Here is a 12,444-nt window from a genome sequence, read left to right on the forward strand (position 1 = left end):
ACTAGACAAATGGGAAAAATTCAAACCAATTAGAGGAAAAATAGAAGACTTTTTCAAATTACTCAAACAAGGATTGAATTTAAGACAAATACACAAATACACACCAAAATCAGTAGCAAAAACAGTATATCTAAATGTATTTTTAGGAGCACTAATCATATCGCAAGGATTTTACTCAAAAACAGCCATACAACAACTTTCAGAAAACTGAAAAATTCAGGCCCCTAAATAATTTATACAATGTTAGTTAAATAATTCATAATATTTATATTAATTTGAATAATATATGTTACAAACTTAAAAAAAATAGATGCATAATTAAAAAAATGTTTAAAAAAAAATAGATTAAAATGACGGACATCAGTGATATCCCAAATATCTGAGAATCACATAAAGAACCAATATTACCGCCAGTATGATAAGGGAAGTTCTTGCTGAAAAGAATCTGGTTTTTCTAAACTCCTCATCCTTGACTTCGCCCTTTTTAATTATCTTTTCCTTTTCAAAGGAGCATTTCTGATAGATTGCTTCAAGGTCCTTTGGAAGCCTTCCGTGTTCATTCAACATGTTGATTGTTTTGTTCAAATGTTTAACCGCTTCAGATTCATTCCCCATCTTTACGCAGCAGAATGCAGCCTTATAATTGAAATTGGTTACAAGTTCCAAATCATCCTCGACCTTGCTTTCATAGCCGATGCAGTACTTGTAGTTTTTCAGGGCTTCCTTATACTGGCCGAGCTCATATAACGCGTCTCCTTTTGCATTGAAACCTATTATGGTATCCTCGTTTTGAAGGGACTTGTTGAGATAGGTTAACGCCTCATCGTTTTTGCCTGCTTTTTGAAGCATTTGCCCCTTATACAGGTCAGAGTCATTGTCACTACCGTATTTCTTTTCATATTGATTCAGGTGATCCAACGCATCATCATATCTTTTGGCCTTAATCAGCAATCTGATTTTATTCATCAGGACTTCCTTTTTACTGATGCGGGGCTTTTCAATAGGTGAAAATGAATCATATTTCTCAAGAGCCTTATCCATATACTCCAATGATTCCTCAACGTTTCCCTTGTTAAATCTGGATAAGGCCTTATCACATATAACATTTATGGACCTGGGCCGTTTCTGCAGGTACTCATCAAAATATCTTTCACCATAATCCCAGTTGTCATGCGATTCATCATAATACTGATAATATATTCCCTTCTCTTCAAGCGCAGGCAGATAACCGTCATCAATCAATAAATCCAAAATTGCAAGATAATCATCAACTTCATCCTTTCCATGCCTTTTCCTGGCCAATTTAAGAGCTTCTTCATAATTATTCTCAGAAATATATTGTTTTGCTGCTTCAATAGAGTTGCTCATCATATCTTCCCTAAAAAATTAAAATTATTTTGCGTTTATATAATATCTATTCAGTTTTAATATAAATATTTTTAGTCATACCTAAACTTTAAATACTATAAAAACCAATTGATATATATGTTTAGGTTAACCTAAATCTTTTTTTGGGTATTGAGAACTTAAACTAAAGAATTTTTTTAGTCAGGGATAATGCTTTAAACGGGCATTATTCCCTAAAAGTTAATAAAAACGGGAGAATGGTTAATGACAGAACTAATTGTAGGATTAGCCGGTAACCCTAACGTAGGGAAAACCACTGTCTTCAATCAATTAACCGGTATGCGACAACATGTCGGTAACTGGCCTGGAAAAACTGTTGAAAGGGCAGAGGGCCACTTCACACACGGAAGCTACGACTATGATGTCATCGATTTACCGGGTAATTATGCATTGAGTGCTCATTCCATGGAGGAAATCGTATCAAGGGATTTCATTGTGGATGACGACTCTGATGTTATTATTAATGTAGTGGATGCCGCTAATCTGGAACGTAATTTATATTTAACTGTGCAAATGATGGAATTGGGTGCCAACCTGGTAATGGCACTTAACATGAACGATTTTGCAAAGAAAAAGGATCACATTATTGACATTGACTTGATGAGCGAACTTTTAGGTTTTCCGGTAGTTGAAATCAATGCTAAAACCGGTGACGGATTCGAAAATCTATTGTCAACTGTTGAAAAGCAATCCAAAAACCCAATCGATACAAGCAAAAAATTATCATACGGAAATGATCTCAAAGGACATTTGTCAGAAATTCAAGAAGTCATTGAACAAGACAAAAGCTTATTGGATGTCCCTTCAGTTTGGACCGCAGTCAAGTTACTTGAAAGAGACACAATAGTCATAGACAAAGTTCAGCAATCCAGCTACGGATCAAAAATATTGGTTGAAGTCGATAAGGTAAGCAAACATTTACATGATGTTTATAAAGAAGGTCCCGAAGAGGTTATTGCAAATGCAAGATATGCATTCATCGATGGTTTAGTGGCCGAAGCGGTTAAAAAGCCATCAGTTGAAAAGGAAAGCACAACAGATAGAATCGATAAGATTGTAACCAACAGGCTATTGGCCCCATTCATATTCCTTTTCATAATGTGGGTGATGTTCCAATTGACATTCACAATCGGAGCTCCTTTCCAGGACATGATTGACGAGGCATTCGGATCAATAGCGGAATTTGTTGCAGGATACATTGCAAATGAATACCTAGCATCATTCATCTGTGACGGAATCATCGGTGGAGTAGGTGGTGTTTTAACTTTCCTGCCTATCATTATTCTGATGTTTTTATTCCTAAGCATATTGGAAGACTGCGGATATCTTGCAAGGGCAGCATTTACCTTAGACAAACTGATGCACAAAATTGTTGGACTTCACGGTAAGGCTTTCATTCCTATGATTTTAGGATTCGGTTGTGGTGTACCTGCAATCATGGCAACAAGAACCATGGAAAACGAAGGGGACCGTATGCTTGCAATGATGCTCGTTCCGTTCATGTCCTGTACTGCAAGACTGCCTATTTATGCTATTTTTATTGCAGCATTCTTTTCCAACAACGAAGGAACAATGTTGCTTGCAATCTATGTATTAGGTATTGTTGTAGCACTTATTGTTGCAGCTATCCTTAAAAGAACAATGTTTAAGGGATTATCCACACCATTCGTAATGGAACTGCCAACTTATAAAGTACCATCCGTAAAAGGTGTTTTATTGCACACCTGGGAAAAAGTAAAAGGATTTTTAAGAAAAGCAGGTACAATTATTCTTGCCTGTTCAATTGTATTATGGGTTTTAAGCACATTCCCATTAGGTGTCGAATACGGATCTGCCGAAAGCGTATTAGGTATGATCGGTTCAGCTATCGCACCAATCTTTGCTCCATTAGGATTTGGAACCTGGCAAGCTGCTGTAGCAATCATTGCTGGATTAGCCGCTAAAGAGGTAGTAGTGTCAACATTCGGTACATTAGCCGGATTGGAAGAGGACGATGAAGAAGGAATTACCAATTTGGTCCATGACACATTCACACCATTGTCCGCATTCTCATTCATGGCATTCACATTGCTCTACACCCCTTGTTTTGCAGCAATCGGTGCAATCAAAAAGGAAACCAACAGTTACAAATGGGCATTAACAATGTGTGGTATCACACTGGTAACCGCATACATCGTTTCATTCCTGATTTACAATGTTGGTTTACTTGCAGGATACGGATAGTGAATTAAAAGCGTTGAAGATTAAAAATGACGATTAGAATTTCTAATTGTCATACTTAAATTTTTTTAAAAAGGTGATTAAAAATGACAAGAACTTTAAAGGAAGTAAAACCTGGCGAAACAGTTAAACTGGTAAAATACCATAATACTGGAGACATAGGTTTAAGAAGACACTTGTTAGGTATGGGTTTTGTTAAAGGTGCAGAAATTACCGTTAAAAAGGTTGCAACTTTAGGAGATCCTATTGAAATGAGTGTAAAAGGATATGATGTTTGCCTTAGAAAGGAAGAGGCCGAAAACATCGAAGTGGAATAAATTATTTTATTGAGTGTTTATTATGAAATGCCGTATGTGTGGCTTCGAATTTGATGAAACAAAACTGGAAAACCGTGGCTGTTGCGGTTGTGGAAAACACAGCAACTGCAGTCAGGTACATTGCCCAAATTGTGGATTTGGCAATCATCCGGAACTTGAAGAAGAATTTGAATTTATAAACAAACTCAAAAACAGACTTAAAATTGGAAAAAAGGATACGAACTATTTATAAAGAGAGGTTATAAAAATGAGACATGAGGAATTTTTAAGCAAATGTTACGAACATAAACATGCATTGATTTTCGCAGCAGGAATCGCAACTGCAATCATTGGTAAAAAAGCATTGGAATCCAAGACCGTAAAAAATGCTGCAACCAGAGGAATGGCTACAGTAATGTCTGCAAAAAGAGATGCCGAAGAATGCTTCCAGGACATGAAAGAAAACGCAGAAGACATTGTAGTTGATGCACACCAAGAAGACAAAAAAGAAATTTACGTAGAATCAAAAGAATAAACTTATTTTTTCAAGGTATAAAGAGATGAAATATCAAGTAATGTATGATAACGGCTCCCGTCTGAGAGTTCGTTCAGGCCAATGGGCTTTCACCAAAAGGGAAGGCTATGGCCTTGCTTCATTACTTTTAAATCAAAGCTTTGTCCAAGAGGTATTCACTTCCCACAGAAACGGAAGCATTTTAATATACTACGATGGAGACATCGAAAGCAAACAAAAGATTTTCAATATCCTGGACAGCATTACATTAGATGACCTGTTTGAAGCGGAGCCGACCCAAGCTCAAAGTTCAAGGGAAATCACCGACGAATTCTATTTAAAACTATCCAAAATGATCGTTCATAGATTCATTTATAGGATATTTTTACCGATACCAATAAGAAATGCATTAACAATCTATAATGCATTAGAATACATTTGGGAAGGTTTAGATAGCTTAACCGACTTCAGAATTGATGTTGCACTTCTAGACGGTGCGGCAGTAACAGGAGCACTGCTTCAAAAACAATATAAACCTGCAAGCTCAATGATGTTCTTATTGTCCATCTCCGACGCACTCGAAGACTACACATTGCAGAAAGCCAAAAGCACACTTAAAGACAGTTTGGCCTTAAACATAGATACTGTATGGGTAGTAGGAGAAGACGGTGAAGAAAAACAATGCGCTGCAGTTGATATTGACAAGGGAGATAAGATCAAAGTCCATATGGGCGATGTGATACCAGTTGATGGAAAAGTAATTGAAGGAGAAGGAATGGTTAATGAAGCTTCAATGACTGGAGAACCATTAGCCGTTCATAAAAGACCTGGAAAAACAGTTCATGCAGGAACCGTTATAGAAGAAGGAAATCTCATTGTTGAAGTTTATTCAATGAATAAAGAGACAAGACTAAACAAGATTATTGATTTGATTGAGAACTCTGAAGAGCTTAAAGCGGATACACAAAGCAAGGCCGAAAAGCTCGCCGATTCAATCGTGCCGTACAGCTTCCTTGCAACCGCCTTAACATATCTGATTACAGGAAATGCAACAAAGGCATTATCCGTATTGATGGTTGATTTTTCATGCGCCATAAAGCTTACAACACCATTATCAATCATATCTGCAATGCGTGAAGCATCAGACAACAGAATGATGATAAAAGGTGGAAAGTTCCTCGAAAACTATGCAAATGCAGACACAATCATATTCGACAAGACCGGAACACTGACAAATGCAACACCTAAAGTTGTTGATGTTGTTCCTATGTCCAAACGATATGGGCGTGACAACATCCTAAGGATGGCCGCCTGCATCGAAGAGCACTTCGCTCACAGTATTGCCGCAGCCATCGTGAAGCAGGCTGAAGAGGAAGGTCTGAAGCATGAAGAGGACCACAGTGAAGTGCAATACATTGTGGCACACGGAATTGCAACCGAATATGATGGAAAACGCGCAGTTATCGGATCCAAACACTTTTTATTTGATGATGAAAAAGTGAAAGTGACAAAGACCCAGGAGAAAAAGATAGCCAAAGAATCTGCAGAGCATTCCGTGGTTTATCTGGCTATCGATGGAAAACTTGAGGGACTTATTTGCATTGACGATCCTGTGCGAAGCGAAGCTAAATATGTCATTGAAGAGCTCAAGGATTTAGGTATTGAGAATGTCATAATGCTTACTGGAGACAGTGAAAGCGGTGCAAAAGCCAGCGCCAAAGCATTGGGCATTACCGATTATAAGTCACAAGTTCTTCCAGAGGACAAATCAAGAATCGTTGAAGAACTCAAACAAGAAGGAAAAACCGTCATAATGGTTGGAGACGGCATCAATGATTCACCGGCACTTGCAGCTGCAGATGTATCAGTTTCAATGAAACATTCATCCGATATTGCCCGAGAGGTTGCCGACATATCCTTGCTGTCTGATGATTTGTACGACCTTGTGACACTTAGAAAATTAAGTGTTGGAATGTTGGATAAGATCAACGACAATTACCGCAATATTGTTGCAGTGAACGGCAGCCTACTTGTTTTAGGTGTTTTAGGAGTGATTCCTCCATCAACCTCATCAATGATACATAACCTATCTACGATGTTGTTTGGAGTGATGAGCACTAAATCCGTTTTAAAGGATGAAGACTATTCAAAAGGTATGGAAGTAGAAGCCATTGAAGTGGCCGATATTTCTTAATCTTTTTCTTTTTTTTAACTACACTCATCAAATTGAACATATTAAAATAGAACCATTTAGATTAATTTTTAGGAAGGCACTGTTAATGAGCGCAATAATTGAATTCAAAAATGTTGACAAGATTTATAAATCCGGAGAACACATCTTAAAAGCTATGGATAATGTCAATTTTACAATTGATGAAGGAGAATTCGTTGTAATATTAGGACCATCAGGTGCGGGCAAATCAACGCTTTTAAACCTCCTGGGAGGTCTTGATATGCTAACTTCCGGAGAAATCATTGTAAAGGAAAATCATATAGAAGAATTTTCAGACAATCAGCTTACAGACTATAGGGCCAAAAACGTGGGATTCATTTTCCAGTTCTATAACCTGATTCCGAACCTTACAGCACTTGAAAACGTTGAGCTGATGAAAGACATCGTGGATACAGACATAAACGGACTGGAAGTTCTGGACTCAGTTGGGCTTAAAGACCATGCCGATCAATTTCCCGCACAGTTATCTGGAGGAGAACAGCAAAGAGTATCAATTGCAAGAGCAGTGGCCAAACAGCCAACAATGCTTTTGTGTGATGAACCAACCGGTGCTCTTGACTCAAAAACGGGCGTTTTAATTCTTAACTTGCTTCAGGAAATGAGCAACAACAAAGGAACTACCGTAGTCATCGTGACACACAATGCAATATTGGCCCATGCAGCCGATAAGGTAATCAGAATTAAAAACGGACAAATCGAAAGCATAACCGTTAATGAAAATCCGAAAAAGATTACAGATTTGGAATGGTGAGCCCATGCTTAAAAAAAAGATGATAAGAGACATCCGAAAGCACAAAACCCAATTCCTGTCAATTTTTTTGATGGCATTTCTAGGCGTTTTTGTCTTTGCCGGCGTCGGCGGAGAATCTGTTGGCCTTGAAGTCAATGTCGATAAGTTTTACGATGACACCAACCTGGCTGACGGTTGGATCTATTCAAATTTTATCAATGACTTATTTTTGGACCAGATATATTGTCTGGGTGCAACCGACCAGATGGAAAGGCAGCTGGTTGTGGATTCCGTTGCGGATTTTTCAAATGACCCCGAAATTACGCTGCATTTTGTAGAGAACAATACAATATCCAAATTTTATTTGATTGACGGCGAACCGCTAGACATCAATGACAAGAACGGAGTATGGCTAGACAAAAGCTTTGCAGATGCAAAGGGCCTGAAAGTGGGCGACAGCATCACATTTGAATTTGAAGATTACAAAATCAAAAAGGAAATCAGAGGAACAGGATATTCCCCAGAATATGTTTACCATGCATCACAGTCATCCGTAATTCCTGACTTTTCAAAAATAGGTTTTGCATATATGTCATATAAGGCATTTCCAAATGATACAGTCCCATACAATGTATTGAATGTTAAATTCGACGGAACTGCAGAAAATTATGACAAACTGCTTGAATATCATATGGACGGATATTATAGCTCATTTGTTGAAAGATCAGAACACACAAGCGTGTCCCAATTTTCAGAAGAGATTGACCAGCACCAGATGATGGCAGGAATTTTCCCGGTAGTCTTCATATTGATTGCAATGCTGATTCTTCTGACAACAATGACAAGGATCATAACACACCAGAGAACTCAAATCGGTATTTTAAAGGCATGCGGTTTTAAAGACAAGACAATAATGAAGCATTATATCTCATACGGTTTCTGGCTGGTTTTAGTCGGTTCTCTTCTTGGACTGATTATAGGGCCTATGACATTGCCGAAGCTGTTCTACCCATCGATGAGCTCCACTTACATCCTGCCGTCATGGAAACCTGCATGGAGCATTGATTTTGTCTTTATTGCTCTTGCAATGATTATAATGTCAGTTTTAGTTTCATATTATGCAGTTAGAAGTATCTTCAATGAAAATCCCGCAGATACAATAAGGCCAAAGGCTCCGAAGGTATCCTCATCAGGAATAATTGAACGATTAGGGTTTTTCAAGCATCTGTCATTCAATAGCCGCTGGAATTATCGTGATGCAAAAAGAAACAAATTCAGGGCATTGATGACCATAATCGGAGTTATAGGCTGCACTGCACTACTGGTGTCCGCATTCGGAATGTATGATGGAATGAACGACTTGAAGGAATGGGAATTTAATCAGATAAACCATTATGATTCGAAATTGGTTATTGATGATGAGGCAAGCATTTCAGAAGTTGATGATGTGGCAGAGGAGGTCAACGGCGATAAGATTATGGAATCTGCTATTGAAATCGAATCAGATACCTGCAAGAAGTCAGGTTCGCTTTTGGTCTTGAATCATACAGACCTTGTTACCCCAACAGACTATGACTGGAACAGGATTAAAATTGAAGATGATGAGGTTTCAGTTTCACAAAAAATGGCCGACATGTTAGGCATTGGCATTGGAGATACTGTCAAATGGCACATTATGGGCTCAGACAAATGGATCAAAACAAAAATTGACAAGATTCATTCAGACCCGACTTCACAGGGATTCATAATGTCTGCTGACAAATTAGAGGACTTGGATTTGAACTACACTCCAACAAGCGTTGTGACAGAAGAACATGTCACCAAGAATTACACTGCCATAAAAACCACAAACTCACTTAAGGACATGACTTCAAGTTGGGACGAGCTTACAGAAGCCATGTGGCTTTTGATATATATCCTAATATTTTTTGCATCACTTCTGGCCGTTGTGGTGCTGTACAATCTGGGATTGCTGTCCTTTACAGAAATCGAACGTGAAATAGCGACCCTTAAGGTTTTGGGCTTTAAAACAAAGGCGCTTAGAAAGTTGCTTTTAACACAGAACCTATGGTTTACGACTATCGGATATCTATTAGGCATACCTGTCGGTTATTACATATTAAAGGTAATGTGGGAGTCATCAGGAGACTCATTTTATATTCTCCCTTCAATATCTCTCATGAATTTAGTCATAACTGCCGCAATAACATTTTCATTATCAATACTTGTAAACCTGATGTTTTCACGCAAGATTAAAAAGTTGGATATGGTGGAATCACTTAAAAGTGCTGAATAGTTAAACTATTCGCACTTAACAGTGATGAAATGCAAACCCTCACCATCATCAAATATTTTTTACCTAAAAACTTATAATATTCATTTCTCAAATATTAATTATTTAATATTAGCGGGTTGCCTATGAGATATATTAACAAAAATGATGTGTTAATCATAGCCAGAAATTCCGGCAAATTGATGATTGGAATTGGACTTTTGTGTTTAGTTCCAATTATTGTCGATTTACTCTTTTTAGAATTTAATATAATAGGCTATCTCATACCTGGATTAATATCAATTGGCCTTGGATTAATCTGCTTAAAAGCCCTGGACAAATATAAAGTCAATAAAATGCGCTTAAAGCATGGAATGATAATATCCGCACTGTCATGGCTGTGGGCAAGTCTTATCTGTGGCCTGGCATTATACCTCATAACAGGCATAAGCCCAGTAGACAGCGTTTTTGAAAGCATGTCCGCTTTGACTGGAAGTGGAATTACCATATATAGTGATGTGGAAGCCCTTCCATACGGAATATTATTTTTTAGAGCATTTCAACAATGGATTGGTGGTTTGGGAATCATTGTTTTGATACTTGCCTTTCTGGCCCAACCGGGAACCTCATCATTTAAATTATATAATTCAGAAGCCCGTGAAGACCAGATTAAACCTTCCACTACAGCAACACTCAAAGAAACCCTTAAAATATATGTATTTTATACCTGTCTGGGGATTGCATTGTATACCCTTGCGGGGATGCCTTTTTTTGATTCCATCTGCAATACCTTCTGCATTATCTCAACAGGCGGAATGAGCGTGAAAAATGCGAATATAGGATACTATAATGATTATATTATTTATTTCATCACCATGCTTTTAATGATACTGGGTGCGACAAGCTTTTTAGTTCATTCACAAATTATCAAAACCAAGGGAAAATCATTGATTGGAGATTTGCAGTTTAAAGTGATGCTTTCGCTAATAGCCATATCAACCCTGCTAATCTATTTCACATCCACAATCATTCCAATGGATATGCTGTTTACAGTGGTTTCCTCAATTACGACAACAGGAGCAAGCATTCCTAATTCAACCGTAATGGAGGCATGGCCACCATTCGTATTATTTATCATAATGACATTGATGCTTATCGGAGGTTCTACCGGATCTACCGTAGGTGCAATCAAGTTAATGCGAGTCATTACATTTTCAAAGGGAATATATAAGAATCTGCGTGAAATAATTTCTCCTCGAGGAGCCGTCATCCCCGTGGACCGCAAGGATAAAAAATTCACCGAAAAACTGGTTGAACAAAGCGGAAACTATATAACCCTTTATTTCCTGTGCATTTTGATTTCATGGTCGCTGTTATGCTTATATGGTCATGATCCATTCAATTCACTGTTTTTCACATTTTCCATGCAGGGAAATATAGGTCTGGAAATCGGACAGCTGTCCCAAACAATAGAATGGCCATTGAAAATTGTCGGCATGCTGAATATGTGGACCGGAAGATTGGAAATTTATCCTGTGCTAATCACATTCAGGGCAATCTTTGAAGTATTCAAGAAATAATTCAACTTTTTCCGGCTTAAAGATGTATAATGAAGTCAAAAATCTTTCTACTGCAAGTAATCGCTTACATTCAAAAAACTTTATATGTTTACAGTTACATAGGATTAACACAAGTGAAATTTACAAAATCACTACAAAAATTATTGAGGAATTAAAATGAAAATGCATAAAATTTGTCCAAGATGCGGTTCCAGAAATGTTGATTGGATCATTCCACAAAACTGGTCACAATGCGTTTGCAGAGACTGTGACTATACCGGTCCTATAATTGAAGGAAACGATGAACTGGCTGAAGAGATTCATGAATCATATATAGAATCTTTAAATGAAAATAATGAATAAAAAAAAAAGGAATGGTTGAAATGTTGGGCTTAAGCAACAAAAATCCAAAAAACGGGAATACAAAAAAGATCCCCAGTGAAGATTCATATCCTATGATTTCAATATTATTTACAAAAAATAACGCGATAGGCGCAAATGCATTATCACTCACCATTCTTGATTTAATCAATCAAGACCAAATCAAATGTGATATTGATTTTGACGGTTCATACGAAGTGGGTAAAAAGTTAACTCCAAAAGACATGGAGATTATGAAGAAAATAACCCTCAGAATAGCAAATAAGGGAGAACTGAAAACCTCTGAAACATATGCTATTAATCTGCTTAAAAATATGAATAAAAATAAAAAATTCAACCTAAAATCCATGGCAAAACAGAGCAATAATTCTTCAATTGCCAATAAATTTGAAAAGGACCTTGCAGAATATGTCAAAGCCATTAAAAATGAAAATGACTATGACGGCAAAAACTATAGGGACATTTTGAATGATGGCAAGTTAACAAGCAAAGGAAATGACCTCAAAATGGAATGGACCCATTTCCAGGATTATTTGAAATCCAAAGATTTGACTAAAAAATACCCTCCGCAATCCGTTGAGGAAAATTCAATGCAAATAATATATGGAGCATGCTTCGATATTGAAAAGGATGCCTTGAAAATTAGGGAAAACAACACTGCCCTAACCGATTTCATTGATAAGGACGGATACAAATTATTAAATATAATATTCAATAATGCACTGTTAAATGTAACTGAAAAAAGAAAAGGCGATGGGATATTTTACGGTGCAAACGACAAATACACCATCCCTGGCGGAGCATAACCTCGAAAGTCATTCGAATGTTTGAA

Annotated in this window: 11 protein-coding genes and 1 pseudogene; 11 read left to right on the top strand and 1 reads right to left on the bottom strand. The window is 37.4% G+C overall.

Translation table 11 applies throughout. The features are described from left to right. A pseudogene (locus QZ138_RS02825) lies at positions 1-211 on the top strand (IS5/IS1182 family transposase); the annotation flags it as partial. A gap of 149 nt (positions 212-360) precedes the next feature. On the opposite strand, the gene QZ138_RS02830 reads toward QZ138_RS02825, so the two are convergent. Next, complete coding sequence (locus QZ138_RS02830; RefSeq protein WP_292885990.1) at positions 361-1,368, bottom strand: tetratricopeptide repeat protein; 1,008 nt, start codon at positions 1,366-1,368, stop codon at positions 361-363. 243 nt (positions 1,369-1,611) lie between these two features. Between QZ138_RS02830 and feoB the strand changes: the two genes are divergently transcribed. The 10 genes from feoB to QZ138_RS02880 all read left to right on the top strand — a co-directional run bounded on the left by feoB (position 1,612) and on the right by QZ138_RS02880 (position 12,418). Then, on the top strand, positions 1,612-3,630 hold the full coding sequence (gene feoB / locus QZ138_RS02835; RefSeq protein ID WP_292885993.1) for a ferrous iron transport protein B: 2,019 nt from the start codon (positions 1,612-1,614) through the stop codon (positions 3,628-3,630). Positions 3,631-3,713: 83 nt separating this feature from the next. Next, positions 3,714-3,944 (top strand): FeoA family protein, encoded by a 231-nt coding sequence (locus QZ138_RS02840; protein WP_292601666.1) that lies wholly within the window; start codon positions 3,714-3,716, stop codon positions 3,942-3,944. 22 nt (positions 3,945-3,966) lie between these two features. Then, positions 3,967-4,176: a hypothetical protein gene (locus QZ138_RS02845; protein ID WP_292885997.1), complete on the top strand. Its 210-nt coding sequence runs from the start codon at positions 3,967-3,969 to the stop codon at positions 4,174-4,176. 15 nt (positions 4,177-4,191) lie between these two features. Next, on the top strand, positions 4,192-4,458 hold the full coding sequence (locus QZ138_RS02850) for a DUF6110 family protein (RefSeq protein ID WP_292601662.1): 267 nt from the start codon (positions 4,192-4,194) through the stop codon (positions 4,456-4,458). 25 nt (positions 4,459-4,483) lie between these two features. Next, positions 4,484-6,631, top strand: a complete 2,148-nt coding sequence (locus QZ138_RS02855; protein ID WP_292886000.1) for a heavy metal translocating P-type ATPase — start codon at positions 4,484-4,486, stop codon at positions 6,629-6,631. 85 nt (positions 6,632-6,716) lie between these two features. Next, positions 6,717-7,421 carry an ABC transporter ATP-binding protein gene (locus QZ138_RS02860; RefSeq protein WP_292601658.1) on the top strand — a complete coding sequence of 235 codons (705 nt, stop codon included), beginning with the start codon at positions 6,717-6,719 and terminating at the stop codon, positions 7,419-7,421. 4 nt (positions 7,422-7,425) lie between these two features. Further along, positions 7,426-9,696, top strand: coding sequence for an ABC transporter permease (locus QZ138_RS02865; RefSeq protein WP_292886003.1), 2,271 nt, complete (start codon positions 7,426-7,428; stop codon positions 9,694-9,696). Between the two features lie 122 nt (positions 9,697-9,818). Next, a complete protein-coding gene (locus tag QZ138_RS02870) occupies positions 9,819-11,252 on the top strand; it encodes a TrkH family potassium uptake protein (RefSeq protein ID WP_292886006.1) in 1,434 nt (477 codons plus the stop codon). 156 nt (positions 11,253-11,408) lie between these two features. Then, positions 11,409-11,594: a hypothetical protein gene (locus QZ138_RS02875; RefSeq protein ID WP_292886008.1), complete on the top strand. Its 186-nt coding sequence runs from the start codon at positions 11,409-11,411 to the stop codon at positions 11,592-11,594. Between the two features lie 11 nt (positions 11,595-11,605). Beyond that, on the top strand, positions 11,606-12,418 hold the full coding sequence (locus tag QZ138_RS02880; RefSeq protein ID WP_292886010.1) for a DUF2207 family protein: 813 nt from the start codon (positions 11,606-11,608) through the stop codon (positions 12,416-12,418). The last annotated feature ends 26 nt before the right edge of the window (positions 12,419-12,444 follow it).

It is taken from the genome of Methanobrevibacter sp. UBA212, assembly GCF_905233225.1.
In the GTDB taxonomy this organism is placed as follows: Archaea; Methanobacteriota; Methanobacteria; order Methanobacteriales; family Methanobacteriaceae; genus Methanocatella.

Coding starts and splice junctions, on each gene's coding strand:
- QZ138_RS02830 (WP_292885990.1), bottom strand. CDS start 1,368: ATGAGCAACTCTATTGAAGCAGCAAAACAATATATTTCTGAGAATAAT.
- feoB (WP_292885993.1), top strand. CDS start 1,612: ATGACAGAACTAATTGTAGGATTAGCCGGTAACCCTAACGTAGGGAAA.
- QZ138_RS02840 (WP_292601666.1), top strand. CDS start 3,714: ATGACAAGAACTTTAAAGGAAGTAAAACCTGGCGAAACAGTTAAACTG.
- QZ138_RS02845 (WP_292885997.1), top strand. CDS start 3,967: ATGAAATGCCGTATGTGTGGCTTCGAATTTGATGAAACAAAACTGGAA.
- QZ138_RS02850 (WP_292601662.1), top strand. CDS start 4,192: ATGAGACATGAGGAATTTTTAAGCAAATGTTACGAACATAAACATGCA.
- QZ138_RS02855 (WP_292886000.1), top strand. CDS start 4,484: ATGAAATATCAAGTAATGTATGATAACGGCTCCCGTCTGAGAGTTCGT.
- QZ138_RS02860 (WP_292601658.1), top strand. CDS start 6,717: ATGAGCGCAATAATTGAATTCAAAAATGTTGACAAGATTTATAAATCC.
- QZ138_RS02865 (WP_292886003.1), top strand. CDS start 7,426: ATGCTTAAAAAAAAGATGATAAGAGACATCCGAAAGCACAAAACCCAA.
- QZ138_RS02870 (WP_292886006.1), top strand. CDS start 9,819: ATGAGATATATTAACAAAAATGATGTGTTAATCATAGCCAGAAATTCC.
- QZ138_RS02875 (WP_292886008.1), top strand. CDS start 11,409: ATGAAAATGCATAAAATTTGTCCAAGATGCGGTTCCAGAAATGTTGAT.
- QZ138_RS02880 (WP_292886010.1), top strand. CDS start 11,606: ATGGTTGAAATGTTGGGCTTAAGCAACAAAAATCCAAAAAACGGGAAT.